This window comes from Bradyrhizobium ferriligni, from assembly GCF_056837965.1.
Window position 1 is genome coordinate 1 of record NZ_JBXEJO010000072.1, and the last position, 26912, is coordinate 26912.

25 protein-coding genes and 1 pseudogene are annotated in these 26912 nt (G+C 65.2%); 13 read left to right on the forward strand and 13 right to left on the reverse strand.

Features of this window, described 5'->3' with window-relative positions:
* Positions 1-300: 300 nt before the first annotated feature.
* Positions 301-912: pseudogene (locus AC1VNY_RS33200) on the forward strand (YeeE/YedE thiosulfate transporter family protein); the annotation flags it as partial.
* Between the two features lie 167 nt (positions 913-1079).
* Positions 1080-2249 carry a sterol desaturase family protein gene (locus AC1VNY_RS33205; protein ID WP_482408339.1) on the forward strand — a complete coding sequence of 390 codons (1170 nt, stop codon included), beginning with the start codon at positions 1080-1082 and terminating at the stop codon, positions 2247-2249.
* Between the two features lie 299 nt (positions 2250-2548).
* Here the strand turns inward: AC1VNY_RS33205 and AC1VNY_RS33210 are convergent, their stop codons facing one another.
* Positions 2549-3457, reverse strand: coding sequence for a DMT family transporter (locus tag AC1VNY_RS33210; protein ID WP_482408340.1), 909 nt, complete (start codon positions 3455-3457; stop codon positions 2549-2551).
* Positions 3458-3538: 81 nt separating this feature from the next.
* Here AC1VNY_RS33210 and pdxR point away from each other — a divergent pair, with 81 nt between their 5' ends.
* Positions 3539-4996 (forward strand): MocR-like pyridoxine biosynthesis transcription factor PdxR, encoded by a 1458-nt coding sequence (gene pdxR / locus AC1VNY_RS33215; RefSeq protein ID WP_482408341.1) that lies wholly within the window; start codon positions 3539-3541, stop codon positions 4994-4996.
* 214 nt (positions 4997-5210) lie between these two features.
* Here the strand turns inward: pdxR and AC1VNY_RS33220 are convergent, their stop codons facing one another.
* The 5 genes from AC1VNY_RS33220 to AC1VNY_RS33240 form a co-directional block, all read right to left on the reverse strand.
* Positions 5211-6431 carry a bifunctional alpha/beta hydrolase/OsmC family protein gene (locus tag AC1VNY_RS33220; protein ID WP_482408342.1) on the reverse strand — a complete coding sequence of 407 codons (1221 nt, stop codon included), beginning with the start codon at positions 6429-6431 and terminating at the stop codon, positions 5211-5213.
* A gap of 28 nt (positions 6432-6459) precedes the next feature.
* Positions 6460-7122: a sulfite oxidase-like oxidoreductase gene (locus tag AC1VNY_RS33225; protein ID WP_482408343.1), complete on the reverse strand. Its 663-nt coding sequence runs from the start codon at positions 7120-7122 to the stop codon at positions 6460-6462.
* Between the two features lie 12 nt (positions 7123-7134).
* On the reverse strand, positions 7135-8457 hold the full coding sequence (locus AC1VNY_RS33230; protein WP_304499293.1) for an MFS transporter: 1323 nt from the start codon (positions 8455-8457) through the stop codon (positions 7135-7137).
* An 81-nt stretch (positions 8458-8538) separates the two neighbouring features.
* Positions 8539-9765: a cytochrome P450 gene (locus AC1VNY_RS33235; protein WP_482408344.1), complete on the reverse strand. Its 1227-nt coding sequence runs from the start codon at positions 9763-9765 to the stop codon at positions 8539-8541.
* A 74-nt stretch (positions 9766-9839) separates the two neighbouring features.
* Complete coding sequence (locus tag AC1VNY_RS33240) at positions 9840-10046, reverse strand: ferredoxin (RefSeq protein WP_482408345.1); 207 nt, start codon at positions 10044-10046, stop codon at positions 9840-9842.
* A gap of 208 nt (positions 10047-10254) precedes the next feature.
* On the opposite strand from AC1VNY_RS33240, the gene AC1VNY_RS33245 reads away from it, so the two are divergent.
* Positions 10255-10887 carry a TetR/AcrR family transcriptional regulator gene (locus AC1VNY_RS33245; RefSeq protein ID WP_018270517.1) on the forward strand — a complete coding sequence of 211 codons (633 nt, stop codon included), beginning with the start codon at positions 10255-10257 and terminating at the stop codon, positions 10885-10887.
* A gap of 181 nt (positions 10888-11068) precedes the next feature.
* On the opposite strand, the gene AC1VNY_RS33250 is transcribed toward AC1VNY_RS33245, so the two are convergent.
* Entirely contained in the window at positions 11069-12490 is a 1422-nt protein-coding gene (locus AC1VNY_RS33250) for an amidase (RefSeq protein WP_482408346.1), read from the reverse strand.
* Between the two features lie 88 nt (positions 12491-12578).
* On the opposite strand from AC1VNY_RS33250, the gene AC1VNY_RS33255 reads away from it, so the two are divergent.
* Positions 12579-13433 carry an alpha/beta hydrolase gene (locus AC1VNY_RS33255; RefSeq protein ID WP_482408347.1) on the forward strand — a complete coding sequence of 285 codons (855 nt, stop codon included), beginning with the start codon at positions 12579-12581 and terminating at the stop codon, positions 13431-13433.
* Between the two features lie 134 nt (positions 13434-13567).
* Here the strand turns inward: AC1VNY_RS33255 and AC1VNY_RS33260 are convergent, their stop codons facing one another.
* The gene (locus AC1VNY_RS33260) at positions 13568-14344 is read right to left on the reverse strand and encodes an SDR family oxidoreductase (protein WP_482408348.1); all 777 of its coding nucleotides are present in this window, start codon (positions 14342-14344) and stop codon (positions 13568-13570) included.
* A 167-nt stretch (positions 14345-14511) separates the two neighbouring features.
* Between AC1VNY_RS33260 and AC1VNY_RS33265 the strand changes: the two genes are divergently transcribed.
* Entirely contained in the window at positions 14512-15591 is a 1080-nt protein-coding gene (locus tag AC1VNY_RS33265; RefSeq protein ID WP_028338768.1) for a tartrate dehydrogenase, read from the forward strand.
* Between the two features lie 252 nt (positions 15592-15843).
* Here AC1VNY_RS33265 and AC1VNY_RS33270 read toward each other — a convergent pair whose 3' ends face one another.
* The 3 genes from AC1VNY_RS33270 to AC1VNY_RS33280 are packed head-to-tail and all read right to left on the reverse strand — an operon-like array spanning position 15844 to position 18983.
* Positions 15844-16755 (reverse strand): NAD(P)-dependent oxidoreductase, encoded by a 912-nt coding sequence (locus AC1VNY_RS33270; protein ID WP_482408349.1) that lies wholly within the window; start codon positions 16753-16755, stop codon positions 15844-15846.
* A gap of 30 nt (positions 16756-16785) precedes the next feature.
* Positions 16786-18036 carry an allantoate amidohydrolase gene (locus AC1VNY_RS33275; protein ID WP_482408350.1) on the reverse strand — a complete coding sequence of 417 codons (1251 nt, stop codon included), beginning with the start codon at positions 18034-18036 and terminating at the stop codon, positions 16786-16788.
* Positions 18037-18050: 14 nt separating this feature from the next.
* Positions 18051-18983, reverse strand: coding sequence for a LysR family transcriptional regulator (locus tag AC1VNY_RS33280; protein WP_038387987.1), 933 nt, complete (start codon positions 18981-18983; stop codon positions 18051-18053).
* Between the two features lie 120 nt (positions 18984-19103).
* Here AC1VNY_RS33280 and AC1VNY_RS33285 point away from each other — a divergent pair, with 120 nt between their 5' ends.
* The 6 genes from AC1VNY_RS33285 (at position 19104) to AC1VNY_RS33310 (ending at position 24656) form a co-directional block, all read left to right on the forward strand.
* A complete protein-coding gene (locus AC1VNY_RS33285) occupies positions 19104-19922 on the forward strand; it encodes a putative hydro-lyase (RefSeq protein ID WP_482408351.1) in 819 nt (272 codons plus the stop codon).
* A gap of 87 nt (positions 19923-20009) precedes the next feature.
* On the forward strand, positions 20010-21257 hold the full coding sequence (locus AC1VNY_RS33290; protein WP_141339423.1) for an ABC transporter substrate-binding protein: 1248 nt from the start codon (positions 20010-20012) through the stop codon (positions 21255-21257).
* Between the two features lie 127 nt (positions 21258-21384).
* Entirely contained in the window at positions 21385-22263 is an 879-nt protein-coding gene (locus AC1VNY_RS33295; protein WP_026192487.1) for a branched-chain amino acid ABC transporter permease, read from the forward strand.
* Positions 22263-23240 carry a branched-chain amino acid ABC transporter permease gene (locus AC1VNY_RS33300; RefSeq protein ID WP_482408352.1) on the forward strand — a complete coding sequence of 326 codons (978 nt, stop codon included), beginning with the start codon at positions 22263-22265 and terminating at the stop codon, positions 23238-23240. The genes AC1VNY_RS33295 and AC1VNY_RS33300 overlap by 1 nt, the downstream gene beginning before the upstream one ends.
* Entirely contained in the window at positions 23237-23968 is a 732-nt protein-coding gene (locus tag AC1VNY_RS33305; RefSeq protein ID WP_482408353.1) for an ABC transporter ATP-binding protein, read from the forward strand. The genes AC1VNY_RS33300 and AC1VNY_RS33305 overlap by 4 nt, the downstream gene beginning before the upstream one ends.
* On the forward strand, positions 23952-24656 hold the full coding sequence (locus tag AC1VNY_RS33310) for an ABC transporter ATP-binding protein (protein WP_018270525.1): 705 nt from the start codon (positions 23952-23954) through the stop codon (positions 24654-24656). The genes AC1VNY_RS33305 and AC1VNY_RS33310 overlap by 17 nt, the downstream gene beginning before the upstream one ends.
* Positions 24657-24832: 176 nt before the next feature.
* On the opposite strand, the gene AC1VNY_RS33315 is transcribed toward AC1VNY_RS33310, so the two are convergent.
* Entirely contained in the window at positions 24833-25108 is a 276-nt protein-coding gene (locus AC1VNY_RS33315) for a hypothetical protein (protein ID WP_081334999.1), read from the reverse strand.
* Between the two features lie 33 nt (positions 25109-25141).
* Entirely contained in the window at positions 25142-25798 is a 657-nt protein-coding gene (gene otnC / locus AC1VNY_RS33320) for a 3-oxo-tetronate 4-phosphate decarboxylase (protein ID WP_092083287.1), read from the reverse strand.
* On the opposite strand from otnC, the gene ltnD reads away from it, so the two are divergent.
* A complete protein-coding gene (ltnD, locus tag AC1VNY_RS33325; RefSeq protein ID WP_482408354.1) occupies positions 25770-26906 on the forward strand; it encodes an L-threonate dehydrogenase in 1137 nt (378 codons plus the stop codon). The genes otnC and ltnD overlap by 29 nt on opposite strands.
* Positions 26907-26912: the final 6 nt, after the last annotated feature.

Sequence of the window (26912 nt, forward strand, 5' to 3'; positions counted from 1 at the left end):
GACGTAAGCGACATTTGTAACGGCGCCAGAGGGTTCAGAACCTTCATTTGTCCCCCGATCGAGCCGCTAAACCGATGCCGGGCGTTCTCGACCTGTAACTTACAGGGGTTCTCACACAGCCTGGGCCCAAGGCCGACATGCAGCGACGTCGGTTTCGACGTCAGCGTCTGAGACCGACGCGGACGTGACGAATCTATGAGTACAGGCCCTAATTAGGCACGCGACGGCGCGTCCGCGAGCGAACTCAGCGCGATGCCGCCGACGATCAGCGCCGCGGCGATCGCCAGCGACAGATCGATCGGCTCGCCCAGCAGCCGGGCGGCGGTCACGATGCCGACGATCGGCGTCCTCGGCGCGGTGCCGGCGCGGATGGTGGCGGCCTCGGTGCTATCAGCCGTCCTGATCATCTTCGCCTTTGCTCATGCCCCGTTTCGCAAGTCGCCCGGCCAGATCGCGGCCGGCCTGATCGTCGGCCTGCTGGTGGCAGGCGGCTGGTACGCGACCGGCTATCTCGGCGCCGATGATTTCAACCCGGTGCCGGTGACCTCGCTCACCTTCATCGCGCCGATCGCCGACGCCCTGCAGTATGTGATGCTGTCGACCGGCTCGACGCTGAATTTCGGCATCGTCACCGTGTTCGGCGTGTTCGCGGGCAGCCTGCTTACGGCGATTGCCACCGGGCGCTTCCAGCTCGAAGGCTACCGGTCGCCGCAGCACATGCTGCGCTCGGCAGGCGGCGCCGCGCTGATGGGGGCGGGCGGCGTGATGGCGTTCGGCTGCTCGGTCGGGCAGGGGCTGACGGGATTGTCGACGCTGTCGCTGTCGTCCTTCATCGCAATCGCCGGCATCATGCTCGGGACCGGGGCGGGGCTGCGCGGGAGCTTGCGCGTCAGGCCGCTCGCGACGGCCTAGGGCGTTTACTCATAACCGTCGGCTTCCAGTCATAAAGCGGAAGTTGCCCAGTTCGGTAGTTGTCGGCGGCTTATGACCCAAAGCGGACTTTGACTTCTGGCAATTTTAACTCTTATCGGCCATCTATGTATCCTAGACGTTGAACTTAAGTAAACTCTCGTGCGCCTATGCTGACGCGCTTCAGAATCTTTGTCGGGGGACCGTTGATGGCTCAAGAAAGTTCGAGGCCGCGTATCGGCGAAGGACGCATCGGCAGTTCTCTCTGCGCCGCGATCGGCGTGCTCAGCGTCGCTGCGGTGCTGTGCCTGCGCTACCCCGCCTTTCTCACGACGCCTGAGCTGCGCGTCCATTACGACGTCGAGTTGCTCCGCCTCACCCTCGCGATTGCCATGGTCGTCGGTGCCTGGCTCGGCGTCATCGGGATCGTGCTTGGCGGCCCGCGGGTGCCCGCTACGATCGGCCTCAGCGCGCTTTTTTTCGCCACGCTGCTTGGCGGGCCCTACGTGCCGACACCAGATTTTCTCCAGCCGCGCTTCTATCTCGGCCTCGACTGGTTGGTGCTCGATCTATTCTTCACCGGCGCAGCATTCGTGCTGCTCGAGTGGGTCTTCCCACGGGTGCGGCCGGAGCAAGGGCCGCTCAGCCCCGGTTGGAGGCTCGATCTCGCCTATTTCGGAGTCAACCATCTGCTGATCGGCGTCTTCCTGGTGGTCTCGACACATTTTGCCCATGACTATTTCGCCTGGGCGATCAGCCCGTCACTGCAAGCGCATGTCGTGGCCCTGCCGGCGATCGTCCGCTTCGTGCTGGTGATCCTGGCGGCCGATGCAGTCGAATACATCTCCCACCGCGCCTATCACGAGGTGCCGTGGTTGTGGCGAATCCATGCGGTTCATCATTCGCCCGAACACATGGACTGGCTCTCGGGATCGCGCCTCCATTTCTTCGAGCCATTGGCAACGCGCGCCCTGGTGCTGGTGCCGATCGTCCTGCTCGGCTTCCCGCAGGACACGATCTTCGCCTATCTCATTTTCATCTCTGTGCAATCGGTGCTGATCCATTCAAATATCAAGATGGATGTCGGCTGGCTGCGGTACGTGATCGTCACGCCGCAATTCCATCACTGGCACCACGCCTCGGACGCCGAGGCCATCGACAAGAACTACGCGGCACACACGCCGCTGTTCGATATGCTGGGCAGAACCTGGCACCTGCCCAAAGACCGCTGGCCGGCCAAATACGGAACGGTGAAGCCGATCCCCGGCGGCATGCTCGGCCAGTTCGCGCACCCCTTCATCGGGCCGGTGAAGGAATTCCTCGAACATCGGGACCCATGAAGCGGCGTGTTCCGCTGTTGCCAGCATGAGAGTCGCAGCGTGTTTTGCTTTGACCCATAGCGAACCTATGTGGGCTCGCTCCGCGCTCGGATAGACGCGACTAGTGAGGGCGATGTCAGATTTGTTAGCGATTGGATACAAGACGATGTCAATGGCTACGTAAAAGTCCACACCATCGGGCGCTAACGTGCGCGCCTGATTTGCGCTTGTGGCCCAAGGCCGACATGCAGTGACGTCGGTTTCGACATCAGCTTCCGAGACCGAAGCGGACGTGGCGAATTTATGAGTACAGGCCCTGACTAGGCCCGCGACGGCGCGTCCGCGAGCGAGCTCAGCGCGATCCCGCCGACGATCAGAGCCGCGGCAATCGCCAGCGAGAGATCGATCGGCTCGCCGAGCAAGAGTGCCGCGGTCACGATGCCGACGATCGGCGTCGCTGTCGTGCCGAGCGAGGTCGTCAGCGCCGGCAGGCTCTTATTGACAACAGACATCGCCCAATAGGCCAGCGCCGTACCGATGAAGCCGGAATAGAGGAACAGCAGCAGGAGGTGCGGCGACCATGTCACCTCGGGCACGCCTTCGGTGACGAGCGCCGACGTCGTCAGCACCAGCGTCGCGACCAGCACCTGCCACAGCAGGAGCTGCAGCGGCGTCGCGATCCAGCGGTGCGAGCGGATATAGATGATGTTCGCGGCCCAGCAGATCGCGGCGGTGATGATCATGCCGGCGCCGGCGAGGACATGCAGATTGCTCCAGTCCAGTGACGCCGGGTTGAGGATCACGCAGAGCCCGGCGAGTCCCAGCGCGACGCCGACAAGCTTGAGCGCGCCGAGCCGTTCGGTGCGCGCGGCGGCCGCGGCAAGCGCGACCCAGAGCGGCGTGGTGTAGCCGAGCACGACGCCCTTGCTGGCCGGGAGATAGCGCAGGCCGGCGGCGACCAGCGTCGAGAAGAACGTCATGTGCAGCAGCGCCACGCTGAGCACGACCGGGACATCGGCGATCCGCGGAATGATCAGATTGCCGCTGGCGCGCAGGATCACCAGCAGCGCGACCAGGGCGACCCAGCTGCGGATCGATGCGGTCCACAGCGGCGGCACCGCCTCGACCAGCGATTTCGTCACCGACCAGTTGATGCCCCAGGCCAGCACCACGACGATGAACAGGGCGGCGGCTTTGGCAGGGGATAGCGATGGGCTCACGGGCGGCATCCTTGCAGGCGATACCGCTTGTGAATAGGATCGCGCTGGCTCTCTCGAAAGAGCCAGATTGTGTAGAACGATGGAGCCAGATTGATCCTCGCCGAATTGCTCGCGCTGAAGCGATCGGACGATGCCGGGCTGGCCGCGCAGCTGACCCAGCAGCTGCGCGCGCTGATGGCGAGCGGCCGGATCAGGAGCGGCGCCATGCTGCCGTCGAGCCGCAGCCTTGCGGCCGAGCTCGACGTGGCGCGCAACACCGTGACGCATGCCTATGAGCAGCTGGCGGCCGAAGGATATCTGCGGGTCGCGGCGCGGCGGCGGCCGGTTGTGACCGACGATATCGAAGCGCGCTTCGCCAAACCTGCGCTGGCGCCAAAGCGCGAGGCCGCCCGCAAACCGTTGCTGTCGCCGTGGGCCTTGCAGCTCTCCGATGCCGATTGGCCGCTGTCCTACCAGGCGGATTTCCGGCCGCTCCGTCCCGGGCTTGCGGATGCGCGCGAGTTTCCGCACGAGATCTGGGCGCGCTGCCTGCGCCGCAGCGCGCTGCGTCGCCGCTTCAACGACCAGACCGTGGTCAACCGGCCAAGTCTACGCGAAGCCTTATGCGACTACCTTGAAGTCAACAGAGGGGTGCGTGCCGAGGTCGATCAGATCCTGATCCTGCCGACGGCGCAGGCGGCGCTGACGCTGATTGCCGCGACCACCATCGTGGCCGGTGATGCGGTGTGGACCGAGGATCCCGGCTATCCCGGCGCCGCGGCGGCGTTCCGCGCGGCCGGTGCCGACGTCGTCGGCGTCAGGCTCGATCAATGGGGCATGATGCGGATGCGCGCGACGCGCGCGCCGAAGCTGATCTTCGCGACGCCCTCGCATCAGCACCCGACCGGTCGGGTGATGCCGGTCGCGCGCCGCACCGAATTGTTGGCTTCCGCCGAGCCCGGCAAGACCTGGATCGTCGAGGACGATTACGACGGCGAGTTTCACTATGACAGTCGCCCGATGCCGGCGCTGCAGGGGCTCGATCGCGAGGGACGCGTGCTCTATCTCGGCACCTTCGCCAAGGCGATGACGGCCGATATCCGCATCGGCTATCTGGTGGTGCCGCCACAGCTGGCACGGACGATGGAGATCGCGCAGCGCCATCTCGGGCTGATCGCCTCCGTGCATGTCCAGGAAGCGCTGGCCGGCTTCATGGCCGACGGGCATTTCCTGGCCCATGTCAGGCGGATGCGGCGCATCTATCGCGCGCGCCGCGACCATCTCGCTACGGCGCTGGCGCGGCAGCTCGGCGAGGTGCTCACGGCCGAGGTCCCGCCTGGCGGCATGCAGCTGATTGCCCGCTTCAAGGATGGCACCGCGGACCGGAACGCCGTGGCGCGGCTGGTGGCCGCCGGGGTCGAGGTGCGCGCGCTATCGAGCCTCGCGCTGGAGCGGCCGCGCGACCACGGCCTGTTACTCGGTTTCGCCGCCTGGCGCGAGAACGAGATCGGCGCCGCGGTGCGGATCATGGCGAATTGTCTGTCGGGGAAGCGCGCGGCGCGTGGGTAGCGGGCGAGGGTGCTTGCACGATTTCGGAATATTGGAAATATATCCCTGAGTTGCCCGACGTGTCAAGCAGCGTTGTCGAACGCCGGCGGCCGCCGGCACCTTTGCATGGGGTTGTTTTCGATATTTTCAGCGCGCCCCTGCAACGGGTCCCAAGCGGGATGGGAGATGCCGCGACATGAAGCTACGACTCGGCCCATCCCGCTGCGTCGCAGGCTTACTCCGCGGCCTTGGTGACGATCCGCACCTCCGACGTCAGCGTCTTGTGCACCGGGCACTTGTCGGCGATCTCCATCAGCCGCTTGCGCTGGTCGGCGTCGAGTTCGCCCTCGATCCTGATGACGCGATCGATCTGGTCGAGCATGCCCTCGCGCGTCTCGCACTCCTCGCAATCCTTGGCGTAGATCTTGCTGTGCGTCAGCGTCACCGTGACGCGATCGAGCGGCAGCGACTTGCGGTCGGCATACATCCGCATCGTCATCGAAGTGCAGGCGCCTAGCCCGGCCAGCACGAAGTCGTAGGGGCCGGGACCGGAGTCCTGGCCGCCGACGGCGACCGGCTCATCGGCCAGCATGCGATGCGGGCCTGCCGTGACGATCTGCTGAAACTTGCCGGCGCGGGTCTCCTGCACCACGACGTTGCGCGGCGCGGTTCCGGTATCTGCCGCCGGCTGCGGCGCGAGTTCGACGTAGCGTTCGGCCCATGCGCCGATCACGTCGGCGACATAGGCGGCATCCTGCTTGCCGCTCAAGAGATGATCGGCGCCGGCTAGCGAGACGAAGCTCTTGGGGTGCCTCGCGGCGCTGAAGATATGCGTGGCGTTGTCGATGCCGACGGTGTCGTCGGTCGGCGAATGCATGATCAGCAGCGCCTTGTGCAGCTGCTTCACCTGCGCCATCAGATTCTGCTCGGCGACGTCGTCGAGGAATTCTCGCTTGATGCGGAACGGGCGGCCGGCGAGCGAGACTTCGCCTTCGCCCTGCGTACGGATGTCCTCGATCCGGTCCTTGAAGAAATGCGTGACATGGACGGGATCGGAGGGGGCGGCGATGGTCGCGACCGCCTTCGCCTCGGGGATTTGACCCGCCGCGGCGAGGATCGCGGCGCCGCCGAGGCTGTGGCCGATCAGGATCGCGGGTGCCTTGCGCGTCTCGCGCAAATGGTCGGCGGCGCGGACCAGATCGACGACGTTCGACGTGAAGGTCGAGTTGGCGAACTCGCCCTCGCTGGAGCCGAGGCCGGTGAAGTCGAAGCGCAGCGTGGCGATGCCCTTGGCCGCGAGCGCAACCGCGATGCGCTTTGCGGCCAGCACGTCCTTGCCGCAGGTAAAGCAGTGCGCGAACAGCGCGTAGGCCTTGATCGGCCCGTCGGGCGTGTCAAGCGCGGCGGCCAGCTGATGGCCGCCCACACCGGTGAATTGAAAGCGTTCGTGCGGCACGGGCAGGCTCCATCATCTCGTTGGTTTGTCAGTCGCCAGAATAGCGCTGTTCGGCCCAGGGATCACCGCGATTGTGATAGCCGCGGACCTCCCAGAAGCCCGGCGCATCTTCGGTGAGGAATTCGATGCGCTGCAGCCATTTCGCGCTCTTCCAGAAATAGAGGTGCGGCACCACGAGCCGCACCGGACCGCCATGCTCTTGCTCCAGCGGCGTGCCCGACCAGCTATGGGCGAGCAGCGCGTCCTCGGCGGCAAAGTCCTCGAGCGGCAGGTTCGTTGTATAGCCGTCATACGAATGCAGCGCGACGAAGCGCGCGTCCTCCCGCGGCTGGCAGGCGGCGAGCAGGTCGCGGGTCGCAAGCCCCTCCCACTGGTTGTCGTAGCGCGACCAGGTCGTGACGCAGTGGATGTCCGAGACGAATTGCGTCTGCGGCTGCGCCATGAACTGCTGCCAGGTCCAGTAGATGGTCTGCTCGACCGCGCCGTAGGCGTCGAGCCGCCAGCGCTCCCGGGAGATGTTCGGCATCAGCCCGAGATCGAGCACCGGCCAGTCCGCCGTCAGATGCTGGCCCGGCGGCAGACGCTGCTCCTCCGGCCGGGTAATCTTGCCGGTGAGGAATTTGCCTTCGCGTGCCCAGCGCTGCTTGCTGCGCGTCAGCTTGCTCTCGGGCGGTTCCTGATCGTCGGTCATCGCGTCAGGCCATCATTCGTGGCGATGCATCGCGGAGTCGTGCTTGGTATCGCGCATGGTCGAATAGATCAGCAGCGACAGGAAAATCATGCCGCTGAGATAGTAGTAGAACCAGTCCTCATGCCCGATGCTCTTGAAATAGAGCGCGACCGCCGGCGCGGTGCCGCCGAAGATCGACACCGTGATGGCATAGGGCAGGCCGACGCCGAGTGCGCGGACATTGGTCGGAAACAGCTCGGCCTTCACGATCGCGTTGATCGAGGTGTAGCCGGCGACGAAGATCCAGGCGCCGCAGATCAGAAGGAAGGCCATGAACGGCGACTTGGTGTCCTTCAGCGCGGTCAGGATTGGGACCGTGCCGAGCGTGCCGGCGATGCCGAAGAAGATCAGCAGCGGCTTGCGGCCGATTTTATCGGAGAGCCCGCCATAGATCGGTTGCAGGATGGTCGCGAAGATCAGCGAGCCGAAGATCACGAAGGTGGTCTGGTCCTCGGTGAGGCCGACCGACAGCTTCACGAAGGTCTGCATGTAGGTGGTGAAGGTATAGAACGCCGCGGTGCCGCCGGCGGTGAGGCCGACCACCAGCAGCAATTCGCGCGGATAGTTCAACAGGCCGACGATCGAGCCGGTCGGCTTGGAGACCTTCTTGGCCTCCTCGAAGGCTTCGGTCTCATGCAGGCCGCGCCGCATCACCGCGGCGACGATCGCTAGCATGGCGCCGATCACGAACGGAATCCGCCAGCCCCAGGCCTTCAGCTCGTCCGGCGTCAAAAACACCTTCTGCAGCAACAGCAGCACGATGATCGCGGTGAGCTGGCCGCCGATCAGCGTGACGTACTGAAAGCTGGAATAGAAGCCGCGGTGCTTGGGATCGGCGACCTCGCTGAGATAGGTGGCGCTGGCGCCATATTCGCCGCCGAGACTCAGGCCCTCGATCACGCGGGCCAGCGCCAGGATCGCCGGGGCCGCGATGCCGATCGAGGCATAGGTCGGCGTCACCGCGATGATCAGCGAGCCGAAGCACATGCAGACCACCGAGAGCGTCAACGACAGCCGACGGCCATAGCGGTCGGCGATGTAGCCGAACAGCCAGCCGCCGAGCGGGCGCATCAGGAAGGTCGCGGCAAACAGCACGGCGGCATTGAGCTGCTGCACCACCGGATCGCTGTGCGGGAAGAATGCCGGCGCGAAATACAGCGCAAACGCCGTGTAGGCGTAAAAATCGTACCACTCGACGAGATTGCCGACCGAGCCGATGAAGATCGCCTTCACCCGTCGCTCGACGTCGTGGATGTCGAGATGATCGCTCGCGGGTTGAGCGGTTTGTTCGGACATTGCATTGCTCCCGGACTCGTCGGTTCGATTCCGGGGCAAGCTACCTCATTGGGTGACGTGATGTAACCGCTGTCCGGTTCCTCAGGCGTTGTTGCCGAACAGAACAGGCAGTTGACGCGGGCCGCGCACCGTGCCTTCCGACCAGGTGACCTTGCCGGTCGGATCGAGCCGGAAATCCGGGATCCGCTTCAGCCATTCCTCGATCGCGACCTGCATCTCCATGCGCGCGAGGTTGGAACCGACGCAGCGGTGAATGCCGAGGCCGAAGGCGGCGTGGCGATTCTCCTTGCGGTCGATCACCACCTTGTCCGCATCGGGGAACATGGCGGGATCGCGGTTCGCCGCGGGGAAGGACAGCAGCACCATGTTGCCCGCCTTCACCGGGCAACCGGAGATCGTGGTCTCCTTCATCACCTCGCGCGCCATCGTCACCGGCGAATAGGCGCGCAGGAATTCCTCGATCGCGGTCGGGATCAGTGCCGGCTCCGCAATCAGGCGCTCGCGATCGGCCGGCGTCTTGGCGAGGTGCCAGAGCGAGGAGCCGATCGCGCTCCAGGTGGTGTCGATGCCGGCGATCAGAAGCAGCCGCAACGAGCCGAGCACATGCTCGTCGGTGAGCGGCTGGCCGCCGGGACCCTTGGCCCGCAGCAGTTGCGAGATCAGATCGTCGCCCGGCTCAAGCTTGCGCTGCTCGAGATGGGCCACGAAGTAGCCGGTCATCTCGCGCACGCCGTTCATCAGCTCGTCTTCGTTCTTGATGCCGAGCTCGAGGATCTGGTGGATCCATTTGATGAAGAGATCGCCGTCCTTCTCGGGAATCCCGAGCATGTGGGCGATGGCGCGCACCGGGATGTGCTTGGTGTAGCGCGCGGCGGCGTCACAGTGGCCATCGGCGATGAAGTCGTCGATCAGCTCATTGCAGATCGCGCGCACCCGCGGCTCCAGCCGCTTCATCGCGTCCGGCGTGAACGGCGGCAGCAGCACCTGCTTGGCCGGCTTGTGCTCCGGCGGATCGGAGGTGATCGGCGGCGCGCGGGCGGTGATCTCGGGGCGGATGTCGCGCACGATGACGCGGCGCGAGGAGAAGTGCTCGGTGTCGTAGGCGATCTCCTTCACCGCCTGATAGGTGGTCGGCATGTAGCAGCCGAGGAAACGCTCGGTATGCACGACGGGCGAAGCCGCGCGCAGCGTCGCCCAGATCGGGAACGGGTCGTCGGTCCAGACCGGATCGGTATGGTCGAAATCGTGCACCCAGTCGGATACCGGGGGATGTTCGGGCAGATAGCTTGCGGACGGGGAATCGGACATCAGCTCGTTTCCTTCTCGTTCGATCAAACGCTGGTCGGCTCAACGGGCGGCACGCGGCCGTCCCCGGCTGGCCGTCATTCCTCGGTGACTTCGATCGCGATTTCCGGGCAATTGGTCTGCGCGAGCCAGGCCTTGTCCTCGAGCCCGGCCGGGACGGTCCCGTCGCCGATCTCATGGGCGTTGCCGTATTCGTCGAGCTCGAACAGTTCGGGGGCGAGTGATTTGCAGCGGGCGTGACCCTGGCACTTGTCCTGGTCGACGCGGATTCTGAGCTTGGACATGCAAGCACCCTCCCTCGGCTTTGGCGCATTGTGGGTTGCGCCCGGTTCCTCAATCCAGTTTATGCAAGTCTTGCTTAGGCAAGTTCTTGTTCAGGCAAGTTCTTGGCTTGCTTGGGCGGCCCGCCTCTTAACCGGATCGCCAAGTTATAGCATATTACATTATCGTCGCGCTTGCGCGTCAAGCGAAAATTCAGCGATCATTGCCGCAATGGGACAAATCGTACGCAAGCCGTTCAAAACCTACCACCATGGCGACCTCCGCGAAGCCCTGATCCAGGCCGCGTTACGCGAGGTCGAACTCGGCGGTCCCGAGGCGATCAGCATCAAGGCGCTGGCCAAGCAGCTCGGCGTCTCGCAGCCGGCGCCGTACCGGCATTTCGCCGACCGCGAGGCGCTGCTCGAGGCGGTGACCGCGGAAGCGTTCCGGCAATTCAACGTGATCATGCGCGAGGCGATCGAGCAGTCGGGCAAAGGCTCGAAATTGTCGCGCTTTGCCCAGGCCGCGCTCGCCTTCGGGCTCGAGCGCCACGGCATCTACCGCCTGATGTTCGCGTCGCGCACCATGGCCTGCGCGCCCAAGGGCAGCGAGCTGCACACCGCGGCAATGGAAACGCTGGCACTGCTGATCGAGTCGTTCGAGGCGCCGGCGGTCGGGCTCTTGCGCGAGCGGCAGGCGCTGAAGATCTGGGCCGGACTGCACGGCATCGTGATGCTCGCCGAGCAGGGCCTGCTCACCGGCGAGTCCGCGCAGATCAGCCGCGAGGAGTTGCTGGACGAGATCGTCGAGCAGACCAAGGCAGCACTCACCGTGGCGCTGCAGGCGACGGAGGATAGGGCGTAGGCTTCGCGTCTTGGGACCGCATCAACAGGTTCATCACCTCATCCTGAGGAGCTTGCGGAGCAAGCGTCTCGAAGGATGAGGCCACGGACCGGGCCTCATGGTTCGAGACGGCGCGGAGCCTGTCATCGGGCCGCGCTTCGCGCGGACCCGTTGGCGCTCCTCACCATGAGGGGACGGCCTTCTACCTCGGCGGCCGCGGATCGATCGGCGTGGTGCCGCGCACGCCCAGAATGTCCTCCAGCACTTTTGCGCCGGCCAGGAGCTGCGCTTCGGCACGCGGCTTTGCGACCATCTGCAGGCCGACCGGCAGACCCGAGGCGGTGAAGCCGCAGGGCAGCGACAGCGCCGGACAACAGGCCAGCGTGATCGCGTAGACGATGCCGAGCCATTCGACGTAATTGTCGAACTTCTTGCCGTCGCACTCGGCGACATAGCGGTTCTCGACCGGGAATGGCGCAACGATGGTCGCGGGCGCCAGCAGCAGGTCGTACTTGTCGAAGAATTCGAGCGCACGCGCCGTCATCGCGACGCGCTGCGCTTCGGCGCGTTCGAGCTTCTCGACCGTGAGCTTCAACCCTTCCTCGATGTTCCAGATCACCTCGGGCTTCAGCAAATCGCGCTTGGTGCGCAGCAATTCGGCCTTGCTGATTGCGAAATCGAACGCGCGCAACACGTGGAAGCATTCATGGGCTTCGCGCAGATCGGGATGCGCCTCCTCGACGATCGCACCGGCTTCCGCAAACCGCTCCGCCGCCTTGCGGGTCACCGCCCTGACCTCGGGATCGACCGGCGTGATGCCGAGATCGGGCGAATAGGCGATGCGCTTCGGCTTCTGGTTCGAACGCGCCGCCGACAGGAACGAGGTCGGCAGTGCGGGCAGCGACAGCGGATCAGCGGCATGCTCGCCGCTCATCGCGTCGAGCAGCAGCGCGAGGTCCTCGACATTGCGCGCCATCGGTCCCTGCACGCCGAGGGTACGGTCGACACCGAATTTCGGCGTGTGCGCGACGCGGCCGATCGACGGCCGCAGGCCGACGATGCCGCAGAAACTCGCCGGGTTGCGCAGGCTGCCGCCCATGTCGGAGCCGTGCGCGAGCCACGCGGTGCCGCTCGCAAGGGCCGCGGCGGCGCCGCCGGAGGAGCCGGCGGCCGAGCGCGATGTGTCCCAGGGATTGCGGGTCGGACCGAACACCTCGTTGAAGGTGTTGGCGCCGGCGCCGAATTCCGGCGTGTTCGACTTGGCGTAGATCACGCCACCATTCTGTTCGAGGCGCTCGACCAGGATGTCCGACTTCGCCGGAATGTTGTCCTTGAAGATCGGCGAGCCCTGCGTGGTCAGCACGCCGGCGACGGCGGTGAGGTCCTTGATCGGAACGGGAAGGCCCGCGAGCAGGCCGCGCTCGCTGACCGGCTTCTGCATCAGGGCCTTGGCGTGGGTGCGGGCGCGGTCGAAGCAGAGCGTCGGCAGTGCGTTGACCTTGCCGTCCACCTCGGCGATGCGCGTCTCCAGCACGTCGAGCAGATCGAGCGGCGTGACGTCACCGGCCTTCAGCTTTTCGACGACGGCACACGCCGTTTCCTTCACCAAGCCCTGATCAGCCATGCGCCGTTGCTCCTATGCCTTCTGTTTGCTTGTGCTGTAGAACATTTTCTGCCGTCGTGGCAATGCGACGTGAACGGAAGGGGCAGGGATGGCAGCGTTGTTTTCCGCGCTGGACTGGCGCGCAATGAGCCAAGAGGAGCGCGATCTCGGTCTGAACAACGGCGTTGCCGTCAAGGGCAGCGCCGAGATCGCTGCGGGCTGGGAGCAGCGCTCGGCGGCACTGCGGCAAAAGCACGCCGGCCATCTCGACCTCAGATACGGCCCGCGCGAGCGCAACCGGATCGACTTCCTGAAAGCTCGCGACGGCGCGCCGACGCTGCTGTTCATCCACGGCGGCTACTGGCAGACCCGTGCCAAGGAAGTGTTCACGATCTTCGCCGAGGGGCCGATGGCCCATGGCATCAATGTCGCGCTGATCGGCTATACGCTGGCGCCGGATGCGACGCTCGATGACATCGTCGCCGAGATCCATGCCGGCATCGACTTTCTGGCCGGGCAGTTGCCCGCGCTCGGGTCCGCTGCCGAGGGCATCGTGGTGTCGGGCTGGTCGGCCGGCGGACATTTGACATCGATGGCGCTGTCGAACGCCCACGTCCGGGCCGGCATGGCGATCTCGGGCATCTACGACCTCGAGCCGATCAGGCATTCCTACCTCAACGAAAAGCTCAAGCTCGATGAAGCGGCGTCGCGGCGCAACTCGCCAATGATGGCGGAAGGCGGCATGGCAAAGCCGCTGTCGCTGGTGGTCGGCAGCGCCGAATTGCCGCTGCTGCGCAAGCAGACCGCCGATTTCGCCGGCCATCGCGCGCGTTACGGCCTGCCGGTGACCTATGAGGAGATCGCCGGCGCCGATCATTTCTCCATCATGAACCAGATGCTGGCGCCGCAGGGCCGCATCACGACGCTGATCCGGCAGCTGTTCGAGCGATCCACGTCATCCTGAGGCGCGAGCCTTGCGGCGCAATTGCGCCGCTGGGCGAGCCTCGAAGGGTGGCGTGGCCCGTGGCCCATCCTTCGAGACGGCCGCTTTGCGGCCTCCTCAGGATGACGGCGGAATTGATGGTTAGCGCGAGCTAGCTAACCCCACCCCGACGTGAGCCCGCCATCGACCGTGTAGATCACGCCCGACGTATAGCCGGCGCGGTCGGACGCCAGGAACGCCATCAGGTCGCCGATCTCGCGTGCATGTGCGGGCCGGCCGAGCGGCAGGCCCTTCTGGAATTCCTTGTAGCGGTTCTCGTCGCCGAACTGGTTCCTGGCGCGGGTCTTGAGCAGCGTGACGTGGCGGTCGGTGCCGACGGGGCCGGGGTTGATGCCGACGACGCGGATGTTGTCGGCGAGGCTCTTGCCGCCGAGCGCGCGGGTGAACGCCATCAGCGCCGCATTGCCGGCGCTGCCGCAGATGTAGTTGGCGTCGAACTTCTCGCCGGCCGCGCCGATGTCGTTGACGATCACGCCGCCGCCGCGCGCCTTCATCTGGGCGTAGATCGCGCGCGTCAGATTGACGTAACCGAACACCTTGAGCTCCCAGGCATGCCGCCAGGTCGCCTCGTCGATCTTGTCGATCGAGCCGCCGGGGATATCGCCGGCATTGTTGACCAGGATATCGATGTCGGCGGCCTCCCCGGCGAGACGCGCGAGATCCTCGGGCTTGCGCAGATCCACCACGCTGGTCGCGGCAGATATCTGGTGCGCGGAGCGCAGCCGCTCGGCGAGCGCCTTGAGCTGCTCGCCGTTGCGGGCGGCGAGCAGCAAATTGGCGCCTTCCTCGGCAAAGGCTTCGGCGGCGGCCGCGCCAATGCCCTTGGAGGCGCCGGTGATCAGGACACGCTTGCCGCGCAGATGCAGATCCATGGGATGTCTCGCTTGGTATGAGGAGTGGTGTCGGCGAATTTGGTGGGGCAGGGTCGCGCCGCGGTCAACACTGCACTGCAGCGTTGCGCTCGCGCGAAGTTTGGTCCATTGCAGGACCATCAGAATAGGCGGCATTGCCGGCCGGGCAAATCACAAGGGTGTTCTCGATGAGCAGCGCAAAAAAGCAGTATCGGATTGCGGTCATTCCCGGTGACGGCATCGGCAAGGAAGTGATGCCGGAGGGCCTGCGCGTCATCGAGACGGCGGCGAAGAAGCACGGCGTCGACGTGAAGTTCGACCATTTCGACTTCGCCTCCTACGACTATTACGAGAAGCACGGCGAGATGATGCCGGCCGACTGGAAGGACAAGATCGGCAAGCATGATGCGATCTATTTCGGCGCGGTCGGCTGGCCGGCCAAGATCCCGGATCATATCTCGCTGTGGGGGTCGCTCATAAAATTCCGCCGCGAGTTCGACCAGTACGTCAACCTGCGCCCGGTGCGGCTGATGCCCGGCGTGCCGTCGCCGCTGGCGAACCGCAAGCCCGGCGACATCGATTTCTGGGTGGTGCGCGAGAACACCGAGGGCGAATATTCTTCCGTCGGCGGCCGCATGTTCCCGGACACCGACCGCGAATTCGTCACGCAGCAGACCGTGATGACCCGCACCGGCGTCGACCGCATCCTGAAATTCGCGTTCGATCTGGCGCAGTCGCGGCCGAAGAAGCATCTGACCTCGGCGACCAAGTCGAACGGCATCTCCATCACCATGCCCTACTGGGACGAACGCGTGGAGGCGATGGCCAAGAAATATCCCGGCGTGAAGTGGGACAAGTACCACATCGACATCCTGACCGCGAACTTCGTGCTGCATCCGGACTGGTTCGACGTCGTGGTCGGCTCCAATCTGTTCGGGGACATTCTTTCCGATCTCGGCCCGGCCTGCACCGGCACGATCGGCATCGCGCCGTCGGGCAACATCAATCCGGAAGGCGATTTTCCCTCGGTGTTCGAGCCGGTGCATGGCTCGGCGCCTGACATTGCCGGGCAGGGCATTGCCAACCCGATCGGCATGATCTGGTCGGGCGCGATGATGCTGGAGCATCTCGGCGAGAAGCAGGCAGCTAGCGCCATCGTCGGCGCGATCGAGCGCACGCTCGGCGAACGCACGCTGCGCACCCGCGATCTCGGCGGCAATGCCGACACCACGGCGTGCGGCAAGGCCGTCGCGGAGATGGTGGATTAGGCGACGCCGTCAGCCACATCGTCGTCCCTGCGAAAGCAGGGACCCATAACCACAGGGTCTCGTTATTGTGGCGGGTCGTGGCCCCGGCCTTCGTGACAATGCGCAGCGGTGGTTATGGGTCTCGGCTCGCGCTTCGCTTGGCCGGGACGACAGTGGAGTAGCGGGTAGGGTAGGTTAGCCGAAGGCGTAATCCACCATTTCTTTCCATTGCACAAAGTCGGCGGGTTACGCTTCGCTAACCCGCCCTACGGTCTACCCCTTCACGATCCTGCGGCAATGCTCCCACGCCGCGTGGATCAAATTCTCGCTCGCCTCGGGCGTGCGGAATGCGGAGTGCGCCGACAGCGTCACGTTCGGGATCTTCGTCAACGGGTGATCCTTCGGTAGCGGCTCGATGTTGTAGACGTCGAGGCCGGCGTGGCGGATGTGGCCCGAATTGAGCGCATCGATCATCGCCTGCTCGTCGACGATCGCGCCGCGCGCGGTGTTGATCAGCACCACGCCCTTTTTCATCTTCGCGATCTTGTCGCGCGTGATCAGGCCGCGGGTCTCGTCGTTGAGCAGCAGATGGATCGAGACCACGTCGCTGCTCGCCAGCACGGTGTCGAACTCGACGAATTCGACGCCCGGATGGTTCTTGGGCGACCGGTTCCAGGCGATCACCTTCATGCCGCTGCCGAGCGCGATGCGGGCGACCTCGGCGGCGATGCCGCCGAAGCCGACGAGGCCGAGCGTCTTGCCGGTGAGTTGCATGCCGTCCTCGCGCAGCCAGTTGCCGGCGCGCATCTCGCGGTCCATCTGCGCGATCACGCGCGCCGACGACCACATCAGCGCGATCGCCGATTCCGCGACCGCGGTGTCGCCATAGCCCTTGATCAGGTGCACGGAAATGCCGAGCTCGGCGAGCTCTTCCGGGTTCATGTAGCTGCGCGCGCCGGTGCCGAGGAACACGACGTGCTTCAGGCCGGCGCACTTCTTCGCAACATCGGTCGGCAGCGCGGTGTGGTCGACCACCGCGATCTCGGCGCCGTCGAGCACCGCCGGATAGTCCTCGGACTTGATGTCGGGGTTGCGGTTGATCCGCATCCTGGGATCGCCTGATTTTTCCAGGCGCTCCGTGATGACAGCGAGCGATTCATTGGCGTCGACAAACACTGCGCGCACGAAAGCCTCCATCGAGGAGAGAAGGGAAGATCAGGACGCGACGCCGGCGAGCGCCAGCACCGTATGCATCAGGACGTTGGCGCCGGCGGCGCAATCGGTCTGCTTGGCATCTTCCAGCTCGTTATGGCTGATGCCGTCCTTGCAGGGCACGAACACCATTGCTGCCGGCATCACCGTGTTGAGGTTGCAGGCGTCGTGGCCGGCGCCGGAGGTGATGCGGCGGTGCGAATAGCCGAGCTGCTTGGCCGCGTTCTCGACCGCGTCGACCAGCTTGGGATCGAAATGCGTCGGCGCCTTGCGCCAGACGAGATCAAGCTGCACCTCGACCTTGCGCTTTGCTGCGATCTCGCTCACGGCGGCACGCAGGTCGCGATCCAGCGCATCCATGATCGCGGCGTCGGCGCTGCGGCAATCCACCGTGAAGGCGATCTCGCCGGGGATGACGTTGCGCGAGGGGGCGGCGATCACGGCCTCGCCGATGGTGCCGACTGCCTTCGGGCCGTGCTTCTTCGCGATGCTCTCCATCACCAGCACGATCTCGGACAGCGTCGCCAGCGCATCGCGGCGCAGCGGCATCGGAGTCGAGCCGGCGTGGCTCTCGAAGCCGGTGATCTTGCCGTCGTACCACAACACGCCCTGGCCGGAATCGACCACGCCGATGGTCTTGTTCTCGGCTTCCAGGATCGGCCCCTGCTCGATATGCAGCTCGACGAAGCTGGTGAACTTCTGGCGGCCGACCGGGGCGTCGCCGCGATAACCGATCGTGTCCAGCGCCTGCGCCACCGTGACGCCCTCGGCGTCCTTGCGCGACAGGATGTCGTCCGTGGTGAAGTCGCCGACATAGGCGGCCGAGGCCATCATCGCCGGCGCAAAGCGCGAGCCTTCCTCATTGGTCCAGTTGCAGATGCAGATCGGCAGCTCGGTCTCGATCCCGGCATCGTTGAGCGTGCGCACCACTTCGAGCGCGGCCAGCGTGCCGAGGATGCCGTCATATTTGCCGCCGGTCGGCTGGGTGTCGAGATGCGAGCCGACGCCGATCGGCGGCTTCGACATATCCCGTCCTTTCCGCAAGCCGAACATCGAGCCGAGCGCGTCGACCTGAACCTCAAGGCCGGCGTCCTCGCATGCCTTTCGGAACCAGTCGCGCACCTGCTTGTCTTCGGCGCCCAGGGTCAGCCGCCGCACACCGCCCTTGGGCGTTGCACCGAACTGTGCGGTTTCGTGGATGGTGCCCCAGAGGCGGGCGGAATCGATCTGCAGGTTGGTGGCGGCTCGGCTCATTGCGGCTCTTCCCTTTACGCGATCGTTTTTTCATGACGCGCCACTCTCGCGCCGTCAACCGCCACGCTCGCCTGCGCGATCTGCCGGGCGAGATTGGCGACGCGCTCGATGGCGACCGCATCGGGCGAGGCGAGCCAACTCGCGGTGAAGGTGAGGGGCGGCAGCTTGAGGTCGGTGTCGAGCAGTTGCAGCCGTCCGTCGGCAAGCTCGTTCTCGACGATCGCCGCCGGGATCACCGCGATGCCAAGCCCTTCATTGGCCATGTGGATCACGGTCGCGAGCGAGGTCGAGGCGTGCAGCCGGATCGGCGGCAGATCGGGGGCGTTGAACAGCGCGCGCACGGTCTCGTAGGGCTGGGTCTTGCGCGGAAAGGTGATGATCGGAAACCGCGCCAGATCCTGCCGCGCCACGGGGCCGTCGCCGAGGCCGAGCGCCGGGCTCGCCAGGAAACCGATCGGATAATCGCACAGCACATGGTTGTGCGCGCCGGACGCCGAGACCGGCCCAAGCACGAAGGCGAGCTCGATCTCCTGCGCCAGCAGCCGCGCGGTCAGATTGGGCGTGATGTCGACCTCGATCTCCAGCGACAGGTTCGGGTAGATCTCGTTGACGCTCTTGACGAGGCGCGGCAGCCAGGTGTGCACGATGGTCTCCGCGACACCGAGCCGCAGCGCGCCGCGCATCGCCGAGCGGTCGCCGACCTCGGCCATCATCTCTGAACGCAGGCCGATCAGCTTCTCGGCATAGATCATCATCAGCCGTCCACTCGGGGTCGGCGAGGCCACCCGGTGGTCGCGGTTGAGCAGCTTGACGCCCATTTCGCGCTCGAGTTGGGCAATGCGCTGGGAGATCGCCGGCTGGGTGGTGTTGAGCCGCTGGGCGGCGCCGCGGAAGCTGCCGAGCTTGACGACCCAAAGGAATGTCTCGATCGAGCGGAAGTCCGTCATTGGAAGCATTTTCCCGATCGATAAATCTGCTTTATCGATTTTGATTAGAAAGGACGATTAGACATTATATCACGCTTGGTGTTGGTTTGTCCTTGTCGAGATTATGGGCAGGAGAATCCCATGACTGTTTTTGCGGCAGTGCAGCGATCTCAGGGGGAGCCGGTGCTGGCGAGCGTCGAAGCGCGCCGCGCCTGCCGTGACGGCATGGCCTCGGCCACCACAGCCGGTCTCGCCAACGGCTTCGTCCAGGGCAATCTCGCGATCCTGCCGGAAAAGCTCGCCGGCGCGTTCCACCGCTTCTGCCAGCTCAATCCGAAGCCGTGCCCGATCATCGGCATGTCCGACGTCGGCGACCCCCGCATTCCCTCGCTTGGCCTCGACCTCGACATCCGCACCGACGTGCCGCGCTACCGGGTCTGGCGTGACGGCGAGGTGGCGGACGAGCCGACCGACATAACCAAATACTGGCGCGACGATCTCGTCACCTTCGTGCTCGGCTGCTCCTACTCGTTCGAGGAGGCGCTGCTGGATGAGGGCCTGCCGATCCGTCACATTGAACGCAATCTGCGTGTGCCAATGTACCGGACCAATATCGCCTGCAGCCCGTCGGGTCCGTTCGCGGGACCCATGGTGGTGTCGATGCGCCCGTTCAAGCCGGCGGATGCGATCCGCGCGGTGCAGATCACCTCGCGCTTTCCGTCGGTGCATGGCGCGCCGGTCCATCTCGGCCATCCGCATGCGATCGGCATCAAGGATATCGCCAAGCCCGATTACGGCGATGCGGTACCGGTCGGCGATGACGAGATCCCGGTGTTCTGGGCCTGTGGCGTGACGCCGCAATCGGTGATCGCAAGTGCGAAGCTGCCGTTCGCGATCACCCATTCGCCGGGCCTGATGCTGGTGACCGATCTCAGGAACAAGCAGCTCGCTGTGCTCTGAATAGGCAATTCGTGCAATTCATTGAGGCTTTACTGCGCGCTACAAGCGTCACATCGATGATAACAAGCTGACCAAGGGGAAATTTCGATGACGATCTCTCGCCGTAACGTGTTGCTGGGTGCCACTGCCGCCGCGGCGCTCGGTCCGATGGCCGCGCGCGCGCAGACCAGTGAAGTGGCAATCGGCGTGATCTATCCGCTGTCGGGCGCCAGCGCCCAGATCGGCGTCGACGCGCAGCGCGCGTTCGAGACCGCGGCAGACATCATCAACAAGAATTATGATTTCGCATTGCCGCTCGCCAAGGGCGAGGGCCTCTCCGGCCTCGGCGGCGCCAAGGTCAAGCTCGTGTTCGCCGACCACCAGGCCGATCCGCAGAAGGGCCGCGCCGAAGCCGAGCGCCTGATCACGCAGGAGAAGGTCTGCGCCGTGATCGGCACCTATCAGAGCGCAGTCGCCGTCACCGTCAGCCAGATCTGCGAGCGTTACGGCGTTCCGTTCCTCTCGGCCGACAATTCCTCGCCGAGTCTGCATCGCCGCGGCCTGAAATACTATTTCCGCGCCTCGCCGCATGACGAGATGTTCTCGACCGCGATGTTCGACTTCTTCGATGCGATGAAGAAGAAGGGCCAGAAGATCGAAACGCTGGCGCTGTTCCACGAGGACACCATCTTCGGCACCGATTCGGCGAACGCGCAGACCAAGCTCGCCGGCGAGCGCGGCTACAAGATCGTGGCCGACATCAAGTACCGCGCCAACTCGCCGTCGCTGACCGCCGAGGTGCAGCAGCTCAAGGCGGCGAATGCCGACGTGCTGATGCCGTCGAGCTACACCACCGACGCGATCCTCCTGGTCAAGACCATGGCCGAGCTCGGCTACAAGCCGAAGAACATTATGGCGCAGGACGCCGGCTTCTCCGAGAAGGCGACCTACGACGCGGTCGGCGACAAGCTCGAGGGCGTGATCTCGCGCGGCAGCTTCTCGCTCGACCTGGCGCAGAAGCGTCCGATGGTCGGTCTGATCAACGAGATGTACCGCGCCAAGTCCGGCAAGGACTTCAACGACTATTCGTCGCGCCAGTTCATGGGCCTGATCGTGATGGCCGACGCCATCAACCGCGCCAAGTCGACCGACGGTGAGAAGATCCGCGAGGCGCTGGTCGCCACCGACATGCCGGGCGATCAGACCATCATGCCGTGGCGGCGCGTCAAGTTCGACGAGATGGGGCAGAACAACTTCGCAGATCCGGTGCTGTTGCAGTACTCCGCGAAGAACTTCGTGACGATCTTCCCGGAACAGGCCGCCGTCTCCGAGGCGATCTGGCCGATGAACAGCTGATCGGTCGGGCGCCAGAGCGTCCGTTCCGATTGTATCGGAACGGAGCTCTGGATTCTTGTTGCGACGCGTTTTTCCAGCGCGAACCGATTTACTTCGCTCGAAAACGCTATTGAGGGGACAGACGGCGGTGACAGCCGAGACCATTATCCAGAGTTTGGCGAGCGGCCTGTTGATGGGGCTGCTCTACGGACTGATCGCCGCAGGCCTCGCATTGATCTTCGGATTGATGGACGTCGTGAATTTCGCGCACGGCGAATTCCTGATGATCGCGATGTACGCGACCTTCTTCCTGTTCGCGTTCTTCGCGATCGATCCCTTGCTTTCGGCGCCGCTGGTCGCCGCGGCGCTGTTCGTGTTCGGCGCGGTGGTCTATCTGTTGATCGTCCGCTTCGCGATGCGCGCCAAGGCCAATGCCGGCATGGTGCAGATCTTCTCGACGTTCGGGCTGGCGATCGTGATGCGGGGCCTCGCCCAGTTCTTCTTCACGCCCGACTACCGCAGCGTCACCAACTCCTGGGTCGGCGGCAAGACGGTGTCGATCGCCGGCATCTATCTGCCGGAGCCGCAGCTGATCGGCGCGATGCTGTCGATCGCGGCCTTCGTCGCGCTCTACTTCTTCATCAATCGCACCGATTTCGGCCGCGCGCTCGAGGCGACGCGCGAGGATGCCGGCGCGGTGGCGCTGGTCGGCATCGACAAGAACCGGGTGTTCGCGCTCGGCTGGGGCCTCGGTGCGGCGCTGGTCGGCCTGGCCGGCGCCATCATGGCGATCTTCTTCTACGTCTATCCCGATGTCGGCGCGTCGTTTGCCCTGATCGCCTACGTCACGGTGGCGCTCGGCGGCTTCGGCAGCGTGTTCGGCGCCTTTGCCGGCGGCATCATCGTCGGCCTGGTGGAGGCGACCACCGCGCTGATCCTGCCGCCGTCGCTGAAATCGGTCGGCATCTACGCCGTTTACCTGCTGGTCGTCTTCATCCGCCCGCGTGGCCTGTTCGGATCGATGTGATGGACACCCAGTTCGCCCAACGCCGCAGGCGTGACCTGATCGTGGCGGCCTGCCTCGCGGTGATCGCCGCGCTGGTGCCGCTGTTCGTCAAGGACGTCTACGTCCAGAACATCATGGTGCTGACGCTGATGTATGCGGCGCTGTCGCAGAGCTGGAACATCCTGTCCGGCTATTGCGGCCAGATCTCGCTCGGCCATGCGCTGTATTTCGGGCTCGGCGCCTATACCACCGCGCTCCTGTTCACCAAGTTCGGCGTGCTGCCCTGGTTCGGCATGCTGGCCGGCGGGGCGATCTCCGCCTTGATCGCGATGGCGCTCGGCTATCCCTGCTTCCGCCTGCGCGGGCATTATTTCGTGATCGCGACCATCGTGATCGCCGAGATCGCGCTGCTGCTGATCCAGAACTGGGACTGGGCCGGCGCCGCGCTCGGCATCGACATCCCGGTGCGCGGCGACAGCTGGCTGAAATTCCAGTTCACCCGCTCGAAGCTGCCTTACTTCTATTTCGCGCTGGCGCTGGCCTGCGTCGCCTGGTTCGTCACCTGGTGGCTGGAGGATTCCAAATGGGGCTATTGGTGGCGCGCGGTGAAGGACAACCCGGACGCGGCCGAAAGCCTCGGCGTGGTCGTGTTCAATTCCAAGATGGGCGCGGCGGCGGTCTCGGCCTTCCTCGTTGCGGTCGGCGGCAGCTTCTACGCCCAGTTCGTCGCCTACATCGATCCTGAGAGCGTGATGGGCTTCCAGTTCTCGCTGCTGATGGCGCTGCCCGCGGTGCTTGGCGGCATTGGCACGCTGTGGGGGCCGGTGCTCGGCGCCGTCATCCTGATCCCGCTCACCGAGCTGACGCGCTCGTTCATCGGCGGCTCCGGGCGCGGCGTCGACCTCATCGTCTACGGCACGCTGATTGTCGTGATCTCGCTGGCGCTGCCGCGCGGCCTGGTCAGCGTGTTCTCCCTGCGCAAGGGAGCCGCACGATGACGGCGCTGCTGGAAACGCGCGGAGTTTGGCAGCGCTTCGGCGGCCTCGTCGCCAACAGCGACGTCTCGATTTCGGTCGGGCGCGGCGAGATCGTCGGCCTGATCGGCCCGAACGGCGCCGGCAAGTCGACGCTGTTCAACCTGATCGCGGGCGTGCTGCCGCCGACCCAGGGCTCGATCATCTTCGACGGCGAGGACGTGACAAAGCTGCCGGCGGCGGAACGCTGCCAGCGCGGCGTCGGGCGCACCTTCCAGGTGGTCAAGAGTTTTGAGACCATGACCGTGATCGACAACGTCATCGTCGGCGGGCTGATCCGCAACACCAAGATGCGCATCGCGCGGCAGAAGGCCTATGAGGTGCTGGAGTTCTGCGGCCTTGCCGCGCGCGCCGACAAGCTTGCCGCCGACCTCGTCCCGTCGGAGAAGCGCCGGCTGGAGGTCGCCCGCGCGCTCGCGACCGAGCCGAAGCTGCTGCTGCTTGACGAAGTTCTCACCGGGCTGACGCCGGTCGAGGCACAGACCGGCGTCGAACTGGTGCGCAAGGTCCGCGCCACCGGCGTCACCGTGCTGATGGTCGAGCACGTGATGGAGATCGTGATGCCGCTGGTCGATCGCGCCATCGTGCTCAATCTCGGCAAGGTGCTGGTCGAGGGCAAGCCGACCGAGGTCGTCCGCAATCCGGAAGTCATTTCTGCCTATCTCGGGGATCGTCATGCTGTCGGTGCGTGAAGTCACCACCGCCTATCAGGGCCTGGTCGCGATCTCCTCGGTGTCGATCGACGTCACCAAGGGCGAGATCGTCTGCGTCGCCGGCGCTAACGGCGCGGGCAAGTCGACGCTCTTGAAATCGATCGCCGGTGCCGAGCGGCCGCGCGCAGGAACCGTCACCTTCGACGGCAAGCGTATCGACGGCCAGCCGCAGCACGTCATCACATCAAGCGGCATCGCCTACGTGCCGGAGAACCGCCGGCTGTTTCCGCGGCTGTCGGTGCGCGACAATCTGCGGCTCGGCAGCTATCTCTACCGCAGCCAGTCTGACCGCGACGCGCCGCTCGATCTGGTGTTCAAGCTGTTCCCGCGACTTGGCGAACGGCTCGACCAGCGCGCCGAGACGCTGTCCGGCGGCGAGCAGCAGATGCTCGCGATCGGCCGCGCGCTGATGACGCGGCCGCGGCTTCTGATGCTCGACGAACCGTCGCAGGGCATCATGCCGAAACTGGTCGACGAGATCTTCCAGGCCGTGAAGCGCATCCGCGACGCCGGCATGACGGTCCTGATCGTCGAGCAGCGCATGGCCGAGTGCCTCGAGATCGCCGACCGCGCCTACATCCTGCAGACCGGCCGTGTGCTGATGCAGGGCACCGCCGCCGAGATCAGCGGCAATCCGGATGTGCGCAAGGCGTATCTGGGGCTGTAGCGACGGAATATCTCCACGCACGCACCTCCAGCGACAAAGGCTTCGCCTTTGCGCGGGGATGACGCCAGTGTATGTGGTGCGCGCTATCCAGCCCGTAGCCCGGATGAGCGCAGCGACATCCGGGGCGTCCCGCATATCGATGCGCTCATGCGGGCTACTGATCCAGCCCACGCAGCCTACTTGCCCTCGTCGATCTTCTCGACCTTGGCGGCGAGGTCCGGCACGCGGCTGACGCGATAGGTCGCGTTGCTGCATGTCAGCGTCCAGGCCTCGTTGTCGGGCTTCGAGAGCTTGTCGTCCCTCTCGGCCTTGAGCGGCTTGTCGCAAGGATAGCCCTGCGCGCGCAGCTGGGTTGCCAGCATGCCTTGCAAGGTCTCTTCGGTCCGTCCGTCCGACGCCGCAAGGCCGACGGCAAACGGTGCCGCTAACGCCAAGCCTGTGAACCTCATCATGACTGTCTTCCGCATATCGATCCTCCGCTTGATCTAGTGAGGGTGATCCGGCAGCACGAGCCCGAACGTCCTGGTCAAATCCGCCACCTGGTCGGGCGACAAATAGCGCGGGTTCAGCCCGCGCAGCAGCAGGTAGAGCTTTGCGGTTTCCTCGAGCTCCTCGGTCGCGAACACCGCCGCTTCCAGCGTATCGCCCGACACCACGGGCCCATGATTGGCGAGCAGCACCGATGAATATTTCCCGGCCAGCCCCCGGATCGCGTCGGCAACGGCGGGATCGCCGGGGCGATAATAGGGCACCAGCGCGGTCTGGCCGCACTTCATGACGTAATAGGCCGTCATCGGCGGCAGCGCGGCGCGCGGGTCGATCTCCGGCAGCATCGAGAGCGCGACCGAATGGGTCGAGTGCAGGTGCACCACGGCGCCGGCGGAGGTGCGCGTCTGGTAGAGCGCGGTATGCAGCGGCACTTCCTTGGTCGGGGCGTCGCCGGAGACCAGTCGGCCGTTGCCGTCGAGCCGTGACATTTTCGCCGGATCGAGGAAGCCGAGCGAGGCGTTGGTCGGCGTCACGAGCCAACCGCCGTCGTCGAGCCGGACGCTGATATTGCCCGAGGACCCCGGCGTCAGGCCGCGCTCGAACAGCGAACGCCCGAAGCGGCAGATGTCCTCACGAAGCTTTGTTTCGTTCATCCGGTTTCGCTCGCGGCGCCAGCTTTGGCGCTATCCGTTTTCCGCTTTGTCTCATGCTTTGGCAGCGCGGCCAAGCCGTGATAGGCAAGCAGCAACGAGTGTGAACCGGGCCCGGAAGGCCGCGCTGGCGCAAAGTGGCAGCCGGTTTTCCGAAAAGGTCACGCTCAAACAACTAAAAATGTTCAGGGATCGCCACATGTCCAGTTCCGCAACATCACGTGTCGCCGTCATCGGGCTGGGCTCGATGGGATACGGCATGGCGACCTCGCTCAGGCGGGCCGGTTTCGAGGTGACCGGCTGCGACGTGTCGGCCGATGCGGTGGCGCGCTTCGTCGCCGACGGCGGCAAGGGCGCCAGGTCGCCGGCCGAGGCGGCCAAGGATGCCGACATCGTCGTCAGCGTCGTCGTCAACGCCGCGCAGACTGAAGGGATCCTGTTCGGCAAGGACGGCGTCGCCGAGACCTTGGCGAAGGATGCGGTCTTCATCTCCTCGGCGACCATGGACCCCGATATCGCGCGGCGCCTCGCAAAACAGCTCGAAGCGACCGGGCGGCACTATCTCGATGCCCCGATCTCCGGCGGCGCGCAGCGGGCGGCGCAGGGCGAATTGACAATTCTCGCCTCCGGCAGCGCGGCGGCGTTTGCGAAGGCGCGGCCGGCGCTGGATGCGATGGCGGCAAAACTCTACGAGCTCGGCGATGCCGCCGGGCAGGGCGCCGCGTTCAAGATGATCAACCAGCTGCTGGCCGGCGTGCATATCGCGGCCGCCTCCGAGGCGATCGCCTTTGCCGCCAAGCAGGGCCTCGACATCCGCAAGGTCTATGAGGTGATCACCGCTTCCGCCGGCAATTCGTGGATGTTCGAGAATCGCATGCCGCATGTGCTCGACGGCGACTATGCACCGCGCAGCGCGGTGGAAATTTTTGTGAAAGACCTCGGCATCATCCAGGACATGGCGCGCAATGCACGCTTCCCGGTGCCGGTCGCTGCCGCCGCCTTGCAGATGTTCCTGATGACCGCGGCCGCCGGCATGGGCCGCGACGACGATGCGTCGGTGGCGCGGATGTATGCGCAGGTTACCGGCACCAAGCTTCCAGGCGAGAAATAAGAGGAT

Coding starts and splice junctions, on each gene's coding strand:
- AC1VNY_RS33275 (WP_482408350.1), bottom strand. CDS start 18,036: ATGAGCCGAGCCGCCACCAACCTGCAGATCGATTCCGCCCGCCTCTGG.
- AC1VNY_RS33260 (WP_482408348.1), bottom strand. CDS start 14,344: ATGGATCTGCATCTGCGCGGCAAGCGTGTCCTGATCACCGGCGCCTCC.
- AC1VNY_RS33305 (WP_482408353.1), top strand. CDS start 23,237: ATGACGGCGCTGCTGGAAACGCGCGGAGTTTGGCAGCGCTTCGGCGGC.
- AC1VNY_RS33265 (WP_028338768.1), top strand. CDS start 14,512: ATGAGCAGCGCAAAAAAGCAGTATCGGATTGCGGTCATTCCCGGTGAC.
- AC1VNY_RS33255 (WP_482408347.1), top strand. CDS start 12,579: ATGGCAGCGTTGTTTTCCGCGCTGGACTGGCGCGCAATGAGCCAAGAG.
- AC1VNY_RS33250 (WP_482408346.1), bottom strand. CDS start 12,490: ATGGCTGATCAGGGCTTGGTGAAGGAAACGGCGTGTGCCGTCGTCGAA.
- AC1VNY_RS33315 (WP_081334999.1), bottom strand. CDS start 25,108: ATGATGAGGTTCACAGGCTTGGCGTTAGCGGCACCGTTTGCCGTCGGC.
- AC1VNY_RS33205 (WP_482408339.1), top strand. CDS start 1,080: ATGCTGACGCGCTTCAGAATCTTTGTCGGGGGACCGTTGATGGCTCAA.
- AC1VNY_RS33235 (WP_482408344.1), bottom strand. CDS start 9,765: ATGTCCGATTCCCCGTCCGCAAGCTATCTGCCCGAACATCCCCCGGTA.
- AC1VNY_RS33230 (WP_304499293.1), bottom strand. CDS start 8,457: ATGTCCGAACAAACCGCTCAACCCGCGAGCGATCATCTCGACATCCAC.
- AC1VNY_RS33210 (WP_482408340.1), bottom strand. CDS start 3,457: ATGCCGCCCGTGAGCCCATCGCTATCCCCTGCCAAAGCCGCCGCCCTG.
- AC1VNY_RS33310 (WP_018270525.1), top strand. CDS start 23,952: ATGCTGTCGGTGCGTGAAGTCACCACCGCCTATCAGGGCCTGGTCGCG.
- AC1VNY_RS33285 (WP_482408351.1), top strand. CDS start 19,104: ATGACTGTTTTTGCGGCAGTGCAGCGATCTCAGGGGGAGCCGGTGCTG.
- AC1VNY_RS33280 (WP_038387987.1), bottom strand. CDS start 18,983: ATGACGGACTTCCGCTCGATCGAGACATTCCTTTGGGTCGTCAAGCTC.
- otnC (WP_092083287.1), bottom strand. CDS start 25,798: ATGAACGAAACAAAGCTTCGTGAGGACATCTGCCGCTTCGGGCGTTCG.
- AC1VNY_RS33240 (WP_482408345.1), bottom strand. CDS start 10,046: ATGTCCAAGCTCAGAATCCGCGTCGACCAGGACAAGTGCCAGGGTCAC.
- AC1VNY_RS33290 (WP_141339423.1), top strand. CDS start 20,010: ATGACGATCTCTCGCCGTAACGTGTTGCTGGGTGCCACTGCCGCCGCG.
- ltnD (WP_482408354.1), top strand. CDS start 25,770: ATGTCCTCACGAAGCTTTGTTTCGTTCATCCGGTTTCGCTCGCGGCGC.
- AC1VNY_RS33225 (WP_482408343.1), bottom strand. CDS start 7,122: ATGACCGACGATCAGGAACCGCCCGAGAGCAAGCTGACGCGCAGCAAG.
- AC1VNY_RS33245 (WP_018270517.1), top strand. CDS start 10,255: ATGGGACAAATCGTACGCAAGCCGTTCAAAACCTACCACCATGGCGAC.
- AC1VNY_RS33300 (WP_482408352.1), top strand. CDS start 22,263: ATGGACACCCAGTTCGCCCAACGCCGCAGGCGTGACCTGATCGTGGCG.